Genomic DNA, 17,533 nt, shown 5'->3' on the forward strand with positions numbered 1-17,533 from the left:
GAAAACTCAGCGATGGTGAGTGATTGGCGCACCTGTTTTTAGAACTTTTCCCAGTTATCCTCGCCCGTCTTTTTACCGTCGGTGCTCGAAGGCAGCGCTTTGACGCTGGAGGACGAAGGCGTTTTTTGGGTTAATGTAGGCCGTAACAGCGTGTTTTCATTCGTCGGGAGTTTGAAAGAGGAGACGGCGTGAGTCAGATGATGCACCTGCTCTTCCAGCGACGCAGCGGCCGCGGCGGATTCCTGAACCAACGCCGCATTTTGCTGCGTCACACCGTCCATTTCCGTCACGGCTTGTTCTATCTGACCGATGCCGCGGCTCTGTTCGTCCGACGCCGTTGCAATTTCACCCATCAAATCGTTAATCCGCGTGATGGAGGTGATAATGGCAGACATCGCGTCTCCGGTCTTAGTGACCTGCTCCGACCCCATGCGTACGCCGTTCGCCGATTCGCTGATCAGCCCTTCGATCTCTTTTGCCGCCTGAGCGCTGCGCTGCGCCAGATTGCGCACCTCACCGGCCACGACGGCGAATCCCCGCCCCTGCTCTCCGGCTCTGGCCGCTTCTACCGCCGCGTTCAATGCCAATATATTGGTCTGGAATGCAATACCGTTGATGACGCTGGTGATGTCTTCGATTTTCTTGGAACTGGCGGTGATGCCCTGCATGGTTTCACCCACCGCTTGAGCAACCTTTTCCCCTTCCTGCGCGGCTTTCACCGCGTCCTGGGTCAGGCTGGTGGCCTGATATACGTTCGCCGTATTCTGTTTTACGGTCGCCCCCAGCTCTTCCATGCTTGCCGCCGTTTCCGCCAGCGCGGACGCCTGCTGTTCGGTGCGGGAAGACAGGTCAATGTTGCCCGCCGCAATTTCCTGAGATGCGTGAGCAACGGTGTTGCTCGAGTCGCGCACCTGCCCGATAATCTGCACCAAGGAGAGACGCATTTGCTCCATCGAACGCATCAGATCGCCAATCTCGCCTTTCAAACGCCCATTCACCGAGGTTTCCAGATGACCGTTGGCAATCTGACTACAGTGATCTTTGGCAACACCCAGCTGATCCAGAACGAAGCGCTTCAGCAGGATCATCATCCCGACCATGATGGCGATAAACACGATGGCGAAAGTAACGATCAGGCCCATTGAGAAGGTGAAGTTACTCTGAGCGTCCTGATTCAGCTGTTTCGCATAATGCTCACGGAATTCCAGGAGCTTATCCAGGGCAATTTCGTACTGACGATCCAGCTTACGTACGATGGCCAGCTGCGCATAAAATGTGGTTTCGTCATTTTTGGCCGCCGCATCCAGCAGAGGCTGCAATCCATCCTGGCGGTAGGCGAGATAGGTGGTGCGATATGCGTCGGCCAGCGGACCTTCCGACGGTTGTTTCGGCGCACTGAGGTAAGCCTGAAACGCCGCATCGGCTTTCGCCAGCACGGCTTTCGCGCCTTCCAGCGTCGACTGAGTATTCTGACTGTTCCCTTTTTCCAAATCTTCCATGTATTCCATGAGATGCACGCGCAAGGTGCGGCTATGGTTGATGGGGTCAATGACCGACAGCACAACGCGTATTTCTTTATTCACACTATCCAGAGAATTGTTGCTGCGTATCAGCATCCATACATTCGATAGCGTACTGGCGAAAAAGATAAGCAAAAGTGAAGCAAGAATGATGAGAGAGAAGCGTTTAATTGACATATTAAGTCCTATATATATGAGCAAAACAACGATATTGCCGACATCATTACTATCGGCAGAAAAAGCACGTAGTTAAGCTCGCCAGGACGGTAAACAGGGGCTGCGGCTGACTTTTTATTAAAAGCCCAAGCAAGATCAACAAAACCCAATAAAGCCATTGAATAAAAAGGATAAATACGTTATTTGCGCGCTAATATAGCGGTCTTCAAGATTAGATTTGATACGGAGTTCATTCGGAAAGGCATTGAAATCATTACCTATATCAACACCCGATGATAGAGAGAGACTGAGTCAAAATTTAATCAAAAATTAATCTAAATGGCTGCCGCGCAGAAGCGTAAATTCCCCCGAGCTATCGTAAACGATCATTCATCTTTAACATGGGGTATTATTCAACATACATTCATTAGACTATGCGTTTTTTCAGCACAAACGCCGTGAAATAGCGCAGAAAGACAGCATATACGATCATCAGCGCCCCGCTTCAAAGAACAATCAACGTATCGAAAAAGTGTGGCGTAAGGGGTTAAAACGCAGGCGGCCGCGTGGTGGAGTCCAGAATCAGTACAACGCGTGTCACGAAAACAGAATAAGACGCAGCGTACCCCTGCCAGCTGGCGTACTGACTCAGATAGCACCAGCCCGCCGCGTGGGCAGTGTTGAATAATTGAAATGCCCTGGTCGTACCTTAAAAGACGATCCAGTCCCCCCCTTTTCCCCTTCCCCCTTTTGGGGTCTACGGCTGTTTTTACCCTATTGCCGCATGAGCTCTGTTGATGAGAATCGGAGGGATACAAACAGTGAGCTTTCAGGCAAACCGCCATTAACCACTCAATTCAACAGGTTATTTATCGCGTTGATATTAAGGCGTTATGATATCAATAACGGTGTTGAGAGGGATGATTGCGTAACGGTGTCAATCAGAGGGTTATGCAATGGAAACACGTTTTATGGCGTGGAGATTATGGGCGTTCTTTCCGGTGGAAATAGGCTCAACGAAAGGTTGCCTATTTTTCTTAAGGACAGGCTGAATTACCTGATTGATAAACAAATTAAAAGACCCGCCTACAGTTACATACCGCAAATCGTCGAAGAAAGGTTCGCGCCATTTGTGCAGCTTGACTCTTATAAAGAGCACCAAGGGCTGCAAAGAATGGCCATACCGGCGCTCATCTTTACCACCAGACATAAAATGGATGATTATGAAGCGGATGACATGAAGTGCGGCGATCTCGATATTGAAACGCTGAAAAGTAAATATAATATCGATGTCAATAATGCATCTTCCGTTGTGGATCCCGTAGAACTTATAAAAAAACAGGCCGACATAAGGTCAATACGATCTTTAGATGCCGAAACACCTATGCTAGAACCGTTATATCTATCGATATCAGAAAACTTTTTTAAAAAAAACGCATCTCCTATCGAAAAGGTGACTCAGGAAGAAGCAGCCGCAATGATGTTTGATGAATTCAGGGAGAGTGCAGCGGATCTTACTCCTTTAGGGGGGAGTGAGAATATCATCATGAAGATGATCAAACACATGCAAGAAAACACGGGTAAGCCATTCAGTAGCCCGTTTCTGGACAATGCATTGAAAGAACAGATCCTGGAAGACAATTCCAGCAGCAGTACACTTCTCAATATCAAAAAGACGCTTGCATCCTCAATCGATTACGACAACGGATTTATCCCTAAGGATAAAGAGTCGCGTTTTCGCGAAAATATTCAGAAACATACCGTATTACCCAAGTTTGATCGTTGGCTAGACTATGTAAATGCTCTTGGCCTCTCCGTTCACGATACCTGGGCGACCCATATCACACTTGAGTCCCTGGACATACAGGGGATTCCTACAAAGCCGTCGTCCATTATCGTGTCCAAGACCATTTTGGACTCGATGATAAAGATATCCTAAATACTAATTACAATCATAGTTTTCCATCTTCAAGTTGTGGTTTGTATTACAGCGCTCAAAACAGTACGGGTATAAGCCTTTTATTACCGAAATGAATACCAGAGTGGAAATTAGCGGGAGACGAGGTGAATAAACGAATAGTAGCTAGCTTGATTGCAGCTGTGGCCAGTGGTTATTTACTTTGGGAGTCCCTGACCCCTGTGGAAATCGTAGCCGTACATGATGGCGACATCATTCTCGTCAAACATTTCCCCTACTTGAAAAACCGCCAGATCGCTTGGTGGGAAGCTAATAAAGATAAAATCCAAGCAACCTATGGCATCCCTCACAGACGTAACGACGGAAGCTATGATTTATTCATCCAAAACTACGGTGAGGGCTACCGTGTAGACCAAGGAACGGACGAAGATACTGACTTACTGTGTTTTGACGACATGACCGTTGAGACAAAATGTATCGAGAAAGCCCCCTTGATGTGGTTAGGCTGGAGCCAAAATACCGGGCAGTTTTATTGGTAGATAACATTGGGGGAAGCCATATCGCGCGGGAATAAGCGAGAAATAGCATGAATGAACCACGTCGCGAAACGTTTCCATATTGACGATTCGTACAATCATTACTGTAGGTGGCTGCGATGCTCTTTCCTAGAACCGGCTACTCCTCATGTGCTGTGGCCCCTTCCCCGTTTCTTACAAACGAACACAAGTCTCTGCCATTTCCAAATAAGCTATTTCACACAAAGTTTGCGGGACGCTTCCAGGTTTTACCTATGTCAGTTTGCAGGGCGCTGAGCTAGTATAGCGCTCAATAAGGGTCGCGATATCCGTTGCCGCCGATGCTTTTTCAGCTTGGTATTCTCGCCAGCAACGGCCATGAGTGAATCTCCTGGCTCATCGCGTCGCTGGCCTTGAGCGAGAACGCTTTGTTGATCGGTTTTCCTGTCGAACGCGCTCCGCTATGATAGCCCGTTGATTGATTGGCAGGCGTCGCATTCCGACTTCACGACGAACACAATCGGCTGCTCGCTGCGATACACCGGTGATGCCCTACAAGAACAAAAAAAATCACCATCGAACGTAAATTCAATGGATTATGAAAATAACCGCATGAAAACCACCGACAACCTCGATAGTCATACCCCCATGATGCAGCAGTACCTGAGGCTGAAAGCAGAACACCCGGACATTCTGTTGTTCTACCGCATGGGCGATTTTTACGAGCTGTTCTACGATGACGCCAAGCGGGCATCTCAGCTGCTGGATATCTCATTAACCAAGCGCGGCGCCTCGGCGGGTGAGCCCATTCCGATGGCCGGCGTTCCTCATCATGCGGTGGAAAACTATCTGGCCCGGCTGGTGCAATTGGGTGAGTCCGTCGCCATCTGCGAACAAATCGGCGACCCCGCGTTGAGTAAAGGCCCGGTAGAACGGAAAGTCGTGCGCATTGTGACACCGGGGACCATCAGCGACGAGGCCCTGCTTCAGGAGCGTCAGGACAATCTGCTAGCAGCGATTTGGCAAGACAGCCGCGGATTCGGTTATGCCACGCTGGACATCAGTTCTGGACGTTTTCGACTGGCGGAACCCGCCGATGCCGAAAGCATGGCCGCTGAATTACAGCGCACCAATCCGGCAGAGTTGCTCTATCCCGAAACCTTTGAATTGATGTCGCTGATTGACCATCGCAACGGGCTGCGCCGCCGCCCCCTGTGGGAATTTGAGCTGGATACGGCCCGCCAGCAGCTGAATCTGCAGTTCGGTACGCGCGACCTGACGGGCTTTGGCGTCGAACAGGCCAAGCTCGGGCTGCGCGCCGCCGGATGTCTGCTGCAATACGCCAAAGATACGCAGCGCACTTCGCTGCCGCATATTCGCGGGATCACGATGGAGCGCCAGCAAGACGGCATCATCATGGATGCCGCGACGCGACGTAATCTCGAACTGACGCAGAACCTGTCCGGCGGCCCCGAGAATACGCTGGCGGCCGTGTTGGACTGCACCGTGACGCCGATGGGCAGCCGGATGCTGAAACGTTGGGTGCATATGCCAAGCCGCAACGTTCAGACGTTAACGCAGCGTCAGCAGGCCATTGGCGCGTTACAGGATTTGGCCGTCGAATTGCAGCCTTTTCTGCGTCAGGTCGGCGATCTGGAGCGTATTCTGGCCCGGCTGGCGCTGCGAACGGCGCGTCCGCGCGATCTGGCGAGAATGCGCCATGCCTTCCATCAACTGCCGGACATTCATGCCCTGCTGTCATCGATCGACGCCGATGCGATTCAGCGGCTTGCCAGCCAGATAGGTCAGTTCGACGAACTGCGGGATCTGCTGGAACGCGCGGTGGTTGAAACGCCGCCGGTTCTGGTTCGGGACGGCGGCGTTATCGCCACCGGCTACAACGAAGAGCTGGACGAATGGCGCAGCCTTGCCGCGGGCGCCACCGACTACTTGGACAAGCTGGAAATCCGAGAACGCGAAAAGCTCGGCATTGATACGCTGAAAGTCGGCTTCAACGGCGTACACGGCTATTTCATCCAGGTTAGCCGCGGCCAAAGCCATCTGGTGCCAATGCACTATGTGCGCCGTCAGACGCTGAAAAACGCCGAGCGCTATATCATCCCTGAGCTGAAAGAGTACGAAGACAAGGTTCTCACCTCTAAAAGTAAGGCGCTGGCGCTGGAGAAAGCGCTGTACGACCAGCTGTTTGACATATTGCTTCCCCATCTGGCGGAGCTACAGCAAAGCGCCAGCGCGCTGGCGGAACTGGACGTGCTGAGCAACCTGGCGGAACGTGCGGAAACACTGAACTATGTCTGCCCGACATTGAGCGATCGCCCCGGTATCAAGATCACAGGCGGCCGTCACCCCGTCGTAGAGCAGGTGCTCAGCGAACCGTTTATCGCCAATCCGTTGTCGCTGTCCCCACAGCGTCGACTGCTGATTATCACCGGTCCGAATATGGGCGGGAAAAGCACCTATATGCGTCAGGCCGCGCTTATCGTACTAATGGCCCATATCGGCAGCTATGTTCCAGCGGAGCAGGCCATCATCGGCCCGGTCGATCGCATCTTTACCCGCGTCGGCGCAGCGGACGATCTGGCGTCGGGTCGCTCCACCTTCATGGTGGAAATGACCGAGACCGCGAATATTCTGCATAACGCGACGGAACACAGTCTGGTGCTAATGGATGAGATCGGCCGTGGAACATCAACCTATGACGGCCTGTCTCTGGCCTGGTCGTGCGCAGAAACGCTGGCAAACAAGATCAAAGCCATGACGCTGTTCGCCACCCATTACTTCGAACTGACCAATTTGCCAGAAAAAATGGAAGGTGTTGTCAATGTCCACCTGGATGCCTTAGAACACGGCGATACCATCGCCTTTATGCACAGCGTACAAGATGGAGCTGCCAGTAAGAGCTACGGGCTGGCGGTAGCGGCGCTGGCCGGGGTGCCGAAAGACGTAATCAAACGCGCGCGCCAAAAGCTGAAAGAGCTGGAAACGCTGTCTAATAATGCCTCGAGCAGCCATATCGACGGGGCGCAGTTGATGCTGCTGGCGCCCGAAGAGCCATCGGCCGCGATTGAAGCGCTAGAGACGCTCGACCCGGATATGCTGACGCCGCGTCAGGCGCTAGATTGGCTCTATCAGTTGAAAAAGATGTTATAAATTAAAAGAAAATCATCGCACGGCCGTCGTAAGGCGGTCGTAGCTTACGCCTGTACCCCCCATTGATCACGACTCATCGCCTTCCAATCTTCGTCCCCGCCTATCCCGTCATTCCTGGCACCAGCAAATTGTATGTTTGTGAGTCATTCAACGCTGTAAGTTCAGAAAACCCTGATGAGGGGAAACTTTTTGAGCGGGAAACAAGGGATGTCTTAGCGCAGGATAGCGATAGCGCCGACGTCAGGCCTTGAGGTCGGAAGTAGTCTTTATCTCGCGCTCCACGGGCTATCCCTATCCGCGTTGGATGCATGCTTTGCCGTGACTGCAAAGTCACAACTCCGATGTTTACGCGGGGTTTACGGCAAACAGATGGTATTGCTGAGAGGAACGCAACGGGCGGCCATTATCATCCAGTACCGTTAAATCGTTATTTTTAGCTAAAAAGTAACGTTTGCCGCCGTGGGTATTCGTGAGCACCAGCTTATCCGCGGTACGCAGCCATTGACCTTTCTCTATCCGGCGCAGAGGACGCCCTTCGCCATCAACAGCATGCGTATTCAGAACGAAACTGCCGTCGGCGTCGAGATACAGCACAATGTTCCGGCTATCGGGCAACGTTCCCCGATAATGTTGCGCCATAGGCTGGAGTGACTCAGACTGAACGGCCGGATGCGAATGGCAGCCGATAAGTCCCGACAGACCGAACATCAAAACACCACTGATGATCAGCTTATGCATCATAATCTCCCTGCTTTTCTGCGCGTAACAAACCTGCGGTCGAGGTCTGTTTTGCTTAAGTTCAACGTAACGGCGGCTCTTGATATAGCCATCCGTTCAGCGCAGAAATGAAGGAAAGGATGGCGTAAATGAATAGCGATCATCCCTATTGCCGCGCCAATTGCCAGTCATCAAAAACGACTTCCAGATGATTCTGATCATCTGACAACCAGATGGTGCCTTCCTGCAAGGTGGCCTGCAGCGACATGTTGCGGCGGACCAACGTGGTCAACTGCATCAGTTGCTTATCATCGAGAAAATGTACCGTCAGGTTGGAAAGCTGCGCAGTTTTATCCGCCATCGTCTGCCACCAGACCCGCGCCGCGCGCTCGTTGTAGGCATACAGCACCACTTCACGCGACAAGCTGCACGCTTTCTTTAAACGCTTTTCATCCGGCAATCCCAGTTCAATCCACAGTTCAATCTGCTGATCGTCACTGTGCCGCCAGATTTCAGGTTCGTTGTCGGCACACAGTCCTTTCGTAAACCGCAATGTTTCGTCGGCATGGCAAATCCAGGCCAGGAGCCGCAACATCATTCGCTGATCGGTTTCGGAAGGATGCTGCGCTATTGTCAGTGCAGCATCGTGGAAAAAATGGCGATCCATATCGGCAATATTGACTGCCGCTTTGTACACCGTTGCTTTTAACGCCATGTTTCACCTCTTGGTTTGGGCCGACATTGTACTGGAGAACCGCCGTGCCTCACACCCCGGCTTTGGTAATACGCCTTGGGCATAATACTGATAACCCCTCAATGCCTATGCTATAGTCGGCTGGCAAGATAGCGTTCATTTTCGTCTTAGGCTTATCACCTCCGGTGAAGTCATTTTGAAGGCTACCAGGCTGAGCTCTTAGGGAGGATATAGTGCAACAATATGGTGAATTAGTACGTCGTCTCTATGCAGAGATCGCCGGCGGTAACCTGGCTTATTTACCCGATGCTCTGGGTTGTGTATTGAAAACCCTGGACGAAATCGCCCTCAATAGCGATTTGCCGTCCTCAGTCAGGGAACAGGCGGCTTTTGCCGCCGCTAACTTATTGGTGAGCGATTATGTCAATGAGTCATGAATATCAACCCATCAATTGTGATGATTACGAGAATCTTGAAGCCACCTGCCAACAGCACCTGACGTTGACGGTGGAATTGCGTAACGGTGAGGTGGTGTCCGGGATAGCCAACGACATCATCTCTCGCAAGCACGTCGAATATCTGCTGCTTGATGATGCGGGCGACGTCAGGGAAGTTCGGCTTGACCATATCCTTAGCTTCAGCCATCCCGAAATAGGTAAAGTCGTGGTTAGCGAACCCTGACCAAATTTTTCCCAAAAATTCAAACGGACAACCTGGTTGTCCGTTTTCACTTTAAAACCCCTTTTACGGTAGAGACGCAGGATGCCAGACAATACGCCAGGCCGCCTCTTCTGAATCGGGCCGCCCTTCACGCGTGACAAACGTTCCCACCGCCGCGATAAGCTGTTCGCCGTAGAAAATCAACGGCGTCCGTTCCCTCAACCAGGGCGCAACCCCTAACTCCTGCCACAGTTTTTTTAACTGGCGCCCGTGTTCGCGTCCGACGATATGAAATTTTCCCTGCGCATGAAAGCGAACGGTTACCGCTTCATTGGGATAGGGCTGGCGAACCGCAACCCCCTGCGGCCCCAACGCCAACGATCCCAGCCCGGAGGGCAGTGCCAAAGGCGCTGACGGCGGGTCCCAGGTCAAAATCGCCTCTCTGACCGACGCACGCAGCGGCAACACATATAAACAATCGCGAAAACGTCGAATCTGCCACTGTCCCAGCAGCAACTGCGGTTCCGCGTCCCGCCGGCAGAGCGCCACTTCCCGCCACAAGCGCTGTAGCTGCTCCTGAGAAGGCATCCGCACGCCCTCAGCCGCCAGCCAACGTCGTAACAGTGCTGAGCGTCGCTGCGGGCTGTAAGATGCCAGATCCGTAATCGACAATCCGCCGTCGGTGCGGCGAAGCGATTGCAGCGACTCGGCCAGCAACTCGTCCAGCAGTTGCTCTTGTTCCGCGCAGAGCCTGGCGCTGCGTGAGACCGCAGTCGGAAAATGGGGCCAGCGCCGCGTCAAGATAGGTAAAACGTGGCGACGCAAGAAATTACGATCAAAGCGATCGTCGCTATTGCTGTCGTCTTCAATCCATTGCAGGCCGTGATGCGCCGCATACTCGGCAAGTTGAGCGCGGCTACAGTCCAGCAAGGGGCGTAAATGCGTCTGCTCGCCGAGTCGTGTCGACGATGCCATCGCCGACAGCCCTGCAGGACCACTGCCCCGTTTGAGCGCCAGCAGGAACGTTTCACTCTGATCGTTGAGATGCTGCGCCGTCAGCAGCGCTTCTTCCGGGGACAGATGTTGACGGATGGCCTGATAGCGCGCCTCGCGGGCCGCCGCTTCAATCCCCCCCTGCTCCGCCTCTACTTTCACCCGCAGGGTGCTGAATGGAATATCCCAGGTTGCACATTGCCTTGCGCAGTGCAATGCCCAGCTGTCGGCGAACTTACTAAGTCCGTGGTGGACGTACGCCGCCCGCAGTAATAGCCCGCGCTGTTCGCGTAACGTTACCAGAAGATGGAGCAGCACGGTGGAGTCCAGCCCACCGCTGTAGGCGAGCAGGTAACGACCGCCAGACGTCACGTGACGCGCAACCGCGTTCAACAGGACTTCATCGATAGGAGCAGAGGCGTTATCGTTCATACAATTCCAACGGCAAATCATCCGGGTCGGCAAAGAAGGTAAATCGTCGCCCGGTCTCTTCATCGATACGAATAGGCTCGCAGTTTACGCCCCTGCGGGTCAGTTCGCTGACCGACTGGTCGATATCCTCAACAGCAAAGGCCAGATGTCTGAGTCCCTGGGCCTCGGGACGACTCACGCGCGAAGGCGCATCCGGGAAAGAGAACAGCTCAATGACGTAGTGGCCGTTCAACGCCAAATCCCCCTTCCAGGAGTCTCTGGCGGCACGATAAATCTCGTGCTGCAGGGTGAATCCCAGCAGGTCGCAGTAGAAGCGCTTACTTCGTTCGTAGTCAGATGCAATGATGGCAATATGATGAATTCCTTGAAGTTTCAGCATAGCGACTCCCGGCAACCGCGGTGTGAGGAATACATGAGGGCCATCATAACAAAAAAAGTCCGAGGTCATTGCTGACCTCGGACTTTTTCAGACGGAGAGAACAATCAGCAGTAGCCGTAGTTCATCAACCGCTGGTAACGACGATTCAACAGTTCCTGATCGCTGAACGCATCCAGCTCACGCAGGTCAGCCAGCAACTGAGATTTCAGTGATGCCGACATAGCGTCTACGTCGCGGTGCGCGGAACCCAACGGTTCAGGGATCACCGTGTCGATCAGGCCCAGTTCTTTCAGACGCGGAGCGATAATACCCATCGCCTCTGCGGCTAACGGCGCCTTGTCCGCGCTTTTCCACAGGATAGAGGCGCAGCCCTCAGGGGAAATCACGGAGTAGGTGCTGAACTGCAGCATGTTGACCTTGTCGCCCACGCCGATCGCCAGCGCGCCGCCAGAGCCACCTTCACCGATGACGGTGCAGATGATGGGAACGCTCAATTCGGACATCTCACGCAGGTTACGCGCAATCGCTTCAGACTGGCCGCGTTCTTCCGCGCCCACGCCCGGATAAGCGCCCGGGGTGTCGATGAAGGTGATGATCGGCATTTTGAAACGCTCGGCCATTTCCATCAGACGCAGCGCTTTGCGATAGCCTTCCGGGGCCGGCATACCGAAGTTGCGGCGAATTTTTTCTTTGGTTTCACGGCCTTTCTGGTGGCCGATGACCATCACGGGACGGCCATCCAGACGCGCAATACCCCCAACAATCGCTTTATCGTCAGCGTAGGCGCGGTCGCCTGCCAGCTCATCGAAATCGGTGAAAACGCGTTTGATATAGTCGAGCGTGTAAGGACGCTGAGGATGACGTGCCAGTTGAGCAACCTGCCATGCGCCCAAATCGGCGAAGATTTTACGCGTCAGCTCTACGCTTTTTTCGCGTAAACGCTTAACCTCTTCATCCAGGTTAATATCCAATTTTTCGTCTTGACGGCTGACGGCGGTCAAAGAGTCAATTTTCGCCTCCAACTCTGCAATCGGCTGCTCAAAATCAAGAAAATTCAGACTCATAGTAATCCTATATTAGTCAAATTCCAGTTCTACCTGTTCATTACCCACTACGGTGCGCAGATCGTTCAGGAGCACGTCGGTCGGGGTCACGCGCCATGCTGCGCCGAAGCGTAGCCGAGCTCGCGCATCCTCCCGCTGGTAATAAAGATGCACCGGAATCGTCCCTGATCGATGGGGATCCAACGATTGACGGAGACGGTTTAACAACTGGTCATCAATTTGCCTGTCAGTCAGCGAGATAGCAAGTCCACGCGCATATTTTTCCCGCGCTTCGCTGATATCCAGAATCTCACGCGCGGTCATTTTAAGCCCGCCGCTGAAATCATCAAAACTGACCTGTCCACTGACGATCAAAATTCGATCTTGCTCCAGCAAATGCTGGTATTTATCCAATGCATCGGTGAATAACATCACTTCCAGACGACCGGAGCGATCGTCCAGGGTACATAAACCGATGCGGTTGCCTCGCTTCGTCACCATGACGCGGGCGGAAAGCACGAGACCCACCGCAGTGGTGATTTTGCCCCGATCCGTTGGGTGCATATCTTTCAAACGCACGCCTGCGGCATAACGTTCGATTTCCTTCAGATATTGGTTGATGGGATGGCCGGTCAGATACAGACCCAGCGTTTCCCGCTCACCGTCCAGTACTACCTGTTCCGGCCACGGGGGAACCGTGCTGTAGGACTGCTCAACCTGCTCGTGCGTCTCCGCCAGCACGCCGAACATGTCCACCTGACCAATAGCCTCTGCTTTCGCATGCTGTTCGGCCGATTTCATCGCATCCTGCAATGAGTTCATCAGCGCCGCGCGATGCGGGCCGAGACGGTCGAACGCGCCGGACATGATCAGCTTTTCCAGCACACGGCGGTTGAGCTTTTTGATGTCCGTGCGCGCGCAGAGGTCGAACAGATCGCGGAAATAACCGCCTTGATTACGGGCTTCGATGATGGCCTCAATCGGCCCCTCGCCAACCCCTTTAATCGCGCCGATGCCATAAACGATTTCGCCGGCGTCGTTGACGTGAAAATGGTATAGGCCGCTGTTAATGTCCGGCGGCAGGATTTTTAGGCCCATACGCCAGCATTCATCGACCAGCCCGACAATCTTGTCGGTGTTATCCATATCCGCCGTCATGACCGCAGCCATGAATTCCGCCGGATAATGCGCCTTCAGCCACAGCGTCTGATAAGACACCAGCGCATAAGCGGCCGAGTGCGACTTGTTGAAACCGTAACCGGCGAACTTCTCCACCAGGTCGAAAATCTTCATCGACAGTTCGCCGTCGATGCCCATCTTTTCTGAGCCGGCTTTAAACACCGAGCGCTGCTTGGCCATCTCTTCGGGCTTTTTCTTACCCATGGCGCGACGCAGCATATCCGCGCCCCCCAGTGTATAGCCGGAGAGCACCTGGGCTATCTGCATCACCTGTTCCTGGTACAGGATGATACCATAAGTCGGTTCGAGCACCGGTTTCAGCGACTCGTGCTGCCACTCGATATCCGGATAAGAGATGGCTTCCCGACCGTGTTTACGGTCGATGAAGTTATCCACCATTCCTGACTGCAGCGGGCCTGGCCGGAACAGGGCCACCAACGCGATCATATCCTCGAAGCAGTCGGGTTTGAGACGTTTGATCAAGTCCTTCATGCCGCGGGATTCCAGCTGGAAAACCGCGGTGGTTTCCGACCGCTGCAGCATGTCGAAACTTTTTTTGTCGTCGAGCGGAATGGCGGCGATATCGACCGGCGGCAACCCTTGCTTTTCCTGACGCGGGTTGATCATCCCCAGCGCCCAGTTGATGATGGTCAGCGTGCGCAGGCCAAGGAAGTCGAACTTCACCAGCCCGGCGTATTCCACGTCGCTCTTGTCAAACTGGGTGACCGGATGCTGCCCTTCCGGGTCACAATACAGCGGCGCGAAGTCGGTAATTTTGGTCGGCGAGATCACCACGCCCCCGGCGTGTTTGCCGGCATTGCGGGTCACCCCTTCGAGTTTGCGCGCCATGTCGATCAGCGCTTTGACTTCTTCATCCGCTTCGTAGATTTCGCCCAGCTGCGGCTCCGCGGCAAACGCTTTTTCCAGCGTCATTCCCGGATCGGGCGGCACCAGCTTGGAGATGCGATCCACGAATCCGTAGGGATGACCCAGCACCCGCCCCACGTCTCGGATCACCGCCTTCGCCGCCATGGTACCGAATGTGATGATCTGCGATACCGCATCACGACCGTACATATCCGCCACGTGATCAATAACCAGGTCGCGTTTTTCCATGCAGAAGTCGACGTCGAAGTCGGGCATAGAAACACGTTCGGGGTTCAGGAATCGTTCGAACAGCAGATCGAACGCCAACGGGTCGAGGTCGGTGATTTTCAGCGCATAGGCGACAAGCGACCCGGCACCGGAACCTCGTCCCGGCCCGACGGGCACGTCGTTATCTTTCGACCACTGAATAAACTCCATCACGATCAGAAAGTAGCCGGGGAATCCCATCTGGTTGATGACCTGCAGCTCGATATCGAGGCGCTCGTCATAAGCCGGCCGCCGCTGCGTTCGCTCTTCTTCGTCCGGAAACAGGAACGCTAGACGTTCTTCCAGCCCTTCCCGAGCGCGCATGACCAGATAATCTTCCGTCGACATATCACCCGTGGGGAACTGCGGCAGGAAGTACTCGCCCAGTCGAATGGTCACGTTGCAGCGTTTGGCGATTTCAACGCTGTTAGTTAGCGCTTCGGGAATGTCGGCAAACAGCTCGCACATTTCCTCTTCGCTGCGCATGTACTGCTGGGGACTGTAGTTGCGCGGCCGCTTGGGATCGTCCAGCGTGTAGCCGTCGTGGATCGCTACGCGAATTTCGTGGGCGTCGAATTCGTCGGCGTTGATGAAACGTACGTCGTTGGTCGCAACGACGGGCAGGCCGTGCTTGGTTGCCAGCGCCACCGCCGCATGCAGATAGCTTTCTTCATCCGACCGACCGGTACGGATCAACTCCAGATAGTAACGCTGCGGGAAATGTTCCTGATAAAAAGCCAGACACTGTTCCACTAACGCGTCATTGCCACGCAGCAGGAATTTGCCGATGTCACCCTGACGACCGCCGGACAGCAACAGCAGGCCTTCCTGATGCTCCACCAGCCAGTCGCGATCTATCGTCGGGCCAGCAGCGCCATAGCCGCGCTGGTAGGCGCGCGATATCAGCAGCGTCAGATTCTGATAGCCGGCGTTGTTCATCGCCAGAATAGTGAGGTGCGCCAGTTCGTCGGCCAGTTCCTCGCTCTGGAGATAAAAATCGGCGCCGACGATCGGCTTGACGCCAGCGCCATGAGCGCCGCCGTAAAATTTCACCAGACCGCACAGGTTGGAGTGGTCGGTGATCGCCAGCGCAGGCATGCCCATCGACGCTGCTTTTTTCACCAACGGTCCGACCTTCGCCAGCCCATCGATCATGGAATAGTCACTGTGAACACGCAGGTGAACAAAACGTGGTTCGGCCATCTCCAGATCCCAGTATTGATTAAATCGAATGTCGCCTGCGACTCATACGCCCACAGGCATCACATAATTTGTGCTGACGCTACGCCAGCCCCAGCGCCCGCTTCACTGGAGCAAAACTGCGGCGATGATGATGAGTTGCACCATGCATCGCCAGTTTTTCCAGATGGTAAGGCGTGGGATAACCTTTGTGCTTCGCAAAACCGTAATGCGGGAACAGTAAATCCAGCGCTTCCATCTCTCGGTCTCGCGTCACCTTCGCCAGGATGGACGCGGCGCTGATCTCCGGCACCCGGCTATCGCCTTTGACGACCGCTTGTGACGGCATTGGCAAGGCTGGACAGCGATTGCCATCGATCAGCACATAGTCGGGCGTCAATGACAGACCGGCCACGGCGCGCTGCATCGCCAGCATGGTAGCGTGCAGGATATTCAGGCTGTCGATTTCGTCCGGCTCTGCCCGGCCCAGGCTCCACGCCAGCGCTTTTTCTTTGATTTCATGATACAGCGCCTCGCGCCGTTTCGCGCTGAGCTTTTTGGAGTCGGCCAGACCGACGATTGGTCGAGCCGGATCGAGAATGACGGCGGCGGTCACGACGGCGCCCACCAGCGGGCCTCTTCCGACTTCATCCACGCCGGCAATGCAGGTTGCCTGCGGATAAACGAAAACATCATTCATGGTTTTGCCAACTCCAGTACCGCCTGAGCCGCCTGCTCATCGGCATCACAGCGTATCTGCTGATGCAGATGTAAAAAGGTTTCTTGTAATTCGTGGACCTGAACGCTGTCCTGTAACCAAGGCAGCAAAGCCTCTGCCAGCTTATCCGGGGTGCATTCGGTTTGCAGCAGCTCTTTCACCAGTTCACGCCCGGCCAGCAAATTGGGCAGTGAAACCCACGGCGTTTTGACCAGCTTGCTGGCCAGCCAGAAGGTGAACGGCTTCATCCGATAACCCACCACCATCGGACATTTCGCCAGCATGCACTCCAGCGCCGCCGTCCCCGAGGCCAATAGCGCCGCATCGCTGGCAATCATCGCTTCGCGCGCTAACCCATCCAGCAGACGGACATTCAAATCCGGCGCGACCTCATTTTTGATCTCTTCGAACTGCTGCCGTCGCCTGGCGTTGACCAGCGGTACGACAATCTCCAGATCGGGGCAGGATTCGCGCAAGAGTCTGGCCGTCAGAAGGAAATCTTTGCTCAGCATGTCGACTTCTGCGCCGCGGCTCCCCGGCAGTATCGCCAGGCAGCGAACATCGGGAGCGATCCCCAGCGTCGCCCGGGCGGCCAGCTTGTCAGGATGCAGCGGCATCGAGTCGGCCATGGTATGCCCAATGAAGCGGCAGGGAACGTTGAAACGATCGTAAAACGCCTTTTCAAAAGGCAAAAAGGCCAACACCAAATCGGTAGCTCGACCAATTTTGAAAACGCGTTTTTGGCGCCAGGCCCATACGGAAGGGCTGACGTAATGAATGGTTGTGATCCCGCGCTGCTTTAACCGCCCTTCAAGCGTGATGTTGAAGTCCGGCGCGTCGATGCCCACGAAGACATCAGGCTGCAACTCGGTGAAACGTTGGGTCAGATCCCGTCGGATTTTCAGCAGGCGCGGCAGGCGCTCCAGCACCTCCACGATGCCCATCACCGCCAGCTCTTCCATTTCGTACCAGGGTTCACAACCTTCGGCTTGCATGCGCGGACCAGCCACGCCGACAAAGCGCGCATCCGGGACTTGGTTTTTGATGGCGCGAATTAAACCGGCGCCAAGAATATCGCCGGAGGTTTCTCCGGCGACAAGGGCAATAGTCAGGGGACGGGTCATA

The 17,533-nt window shown here is 54.3% G+C and carries 13 protein-coding genes and 3 pseudogenes; 6 read left to right on the forward strand and 10 right to left on the reverse strand.

Annotation, left to right across the window (positions count from 1 at the left end):
• Window positions 1–38 precede the first annotated feature (38 nt).
• Both BLU64_RS17940 and BLU64_RS17945 read right to left on the reverse strand, forming a co-directional pair.
• A pseudogene (locus BLU64_RS17940) lies at window positions 39–872 on the reverse strand (methyl-accepting chemotaxis protein); the annotation flags it as partial.
• Between the two features lie 66 nt (window positions 873–938).
• A pseudogene (locus tag BLU64_RS17945) lies at window positions 939–1,697 on the reverse strand (Tar ligand binding domain-containing protein); the annotation flags it as partial.
• 1,192 nt (window positions 1,698–2,889) lie between these two features.
• Here BLU64_RS17945 and BLU64_RS02190 point away from each other — a divergent pair.
• The 4 genes and pseudogenes from BLU64_RS02190 to mutS form a co-directional block, all read left to right on the forward strand.
• Window positions 2,890–3,569, forward strand: a pseudogene (locus BLU64_RS02190) (DUF3289 family protein); the annotation flags it as partial.
• 80 nt (window positions 3,570–3,649) lie between these two features.
• Window positions 3,650–3,748, forward strand: coding sequence for a DUF3289 family protein (locus BLU64_RS17765; protein WP_268748623.1), 99 nt, complete (start codon window positions 3,650–3,652; stop codon window positions 3,746–3,748).
• Window positions 3,741–4,133 carry a DUF943 family protein gene (locus BLU64_RS02195; RefSeq protein WP_026742907.1) on the forward strand — a complete coding sequence of 131 codons (393 nt, stop codon included), beginning with the start codon at window positions 3,741–3,743 and terminating at the stop codon, window positions 4,131–4,133. Before BLU64_RS17765 ends, BLU64_RS02195 begins: the two co-directional genes overlap by 8 nt.
• 588 nt (window positions 4,134–4,721) lie before the next feature.
• Window positions 4,722–7,280: a DNA mismatch repair protein MutS gene (gene mutS / locus BLU64_RS02200; protein ID WP_175527794.1), complete on the forward strand. Its 2,559-nt coding sequence runs from the start codon at window positions 4,722–4,724 to the stop codon at window positions 7,278–7,280.
• A 345-nt stretch (window positions 7,281–7,625) separates the two neighbouring features.
• Here mutS and BLU64_RS02205 read toward each other — a convergent pair whose 3' ends face one another.
• On the reverse strand, window positions 7,626–8,018 hold the full coding sequence (locus tag BLU64_RS02205) for a copper resistance protein NlpE N-terminal domain-containing protein (protein WP_051625515.1): 393 nt from the start codon (window positions 8,016–8,018) through the stop codon (window positions 7,626–7,628).
• A 145-nt stretch (window positions 8,019–8,163) separates the two neighbouring features.
• Window positions 8,164–8,712, reverse strand: coding sequence for a YaeQ family protein (locus BLU64_RS02210; RefSeq protein ID WP_026742909.1), 549 nt, complete (start codon window positions 8,710–8,712; stop codon window positions 8,164–8,166).
• Between the two features lie 212 nt (window positions 8,713–8,924).
• On the opposite strand from BLU64_RS02210, the gene BLU64_RS02215 reads away from it, so the two are divergent.
• Together BLU64_RS02215 and rof are read left to right on the forward strand one after the other, a co-directional pair.
• A complete protein-coding gene (locus BLU64_RS02215; RefSeq protein ID WP_026742910.1) occupies window positions 8,925–9,128 on the forward strand; it encodes a YaeP family protein in 204 nt (67 codons plus the stop codon).
• The gene (gene rof, locus BLU64_RS02220; RefSeq protein WP_071999783.1) at window positions 9,112–9,372 is read left to right on the forward strand and encodes a Rho-binding antiterminator; all 261 of its coding nucleotides are present in this window, start codon (window positions 9,112–9,114) and stop codon (window positions 9,370–9,372) included. Before BLU64_RS02215 ends, rof begins: the two co-directional genes overlap by 17 nt.
• Before the next feature lie 63 nt (window positions 9,373–9,435).
• On the opposite strand, the gene tilS is transcribed toward rof, so the two are convergent.
• From tilS to lpxB, 6 genes are all read right to left on the reverse strand, one after another.
• A complete protein-coding gene (gene tilS / locus BLU64_RS02225; RefSeq protein WP_074727802.1) occupies window positions 9,436–10,776 on the reverse strand; it encodes a tRNA lysidine(34) synthetase TilS in 1,341 nt (446 codons plus the stop codon).
• Window positions 10,766–11,155, reverse strand: a complete 390-nt coding sequence (locus BLU64_RS02230; RefSeq protein ID WP_026742913.1) for a VOC family protein — start codon at window positions 11,153–11,155, stop codon at window positions 10,766–10,768. The genes tilS and BLU64_RS02230 overlap by 11 nt, the downstream gene beginning before the upstream one ends.
• A 104-nt stretch (window positions 11,156–11,259) precedes the next feature.
• Window positions 11,260–12,219, reverse strand: a complete 960-nt coding sequence (gene accA, locus BLU64_RS02235) for an acetyl-CoA carboxylase carboxyl transferase subunit alpha (RefSeq protein WP_026738775.1) — start codon at window positions 12,217–12,219, stop codon at window positions 11,260–11,262.
• A 12-nt stretch (window positions 12,220–12,231) separates the two neighbouring features.
• A complete protein-coding gene (dnaE, locus tag BLU64_RS02240) occupies window positions 12,232–15,714 on the reverse strand; it encodes a DNA polymerase III subunit alpha (RefSeq protein WP_026742915.1) in 3,483 nt (1,160 codons plus the stop codon).
• 79 nt (window positions 15,715–15,793) lie between these two features.
• On the reverse strand, window positions 15,794–16,390 hold the full coding sequence (rnhB, locus tag BLU64_RS02245; protein ID WP_074727803.1) for a ribonuclease HII: 597 nt from the start codon (window positions 16,388–16,390) through the stop codon (window positions 15,794–15,796).
• Window positions 16,387–17,532 (reverse strand): lipid-A-disaccharide synthase, encoded by a 1,146-nt coding sequence (lpxB, locus tag BLU64_RS02250; RefSeq protein ID WP_036152984.1) that lies wholly within the window; start codon window positions 17,530–17,532, stop codon window positions 16,387–16,389. The genes rnhB and lpxB overlap by 4 nt, the downstream gene beginning before the upstream one ends.
• Between the last annotated feature and the right edge of the window lies 1 nt (window position 17,533).

The sequence above is a fragment of the Lonsdalea quercina genome (assembly GCF_900107885.1).
GTDB lineage: Bacteria > Pseudomonadota > Gammaproteobacteria > Enterobacterales > Enterobacteriaceae > Lonsdalea > Lonsdalea quercina.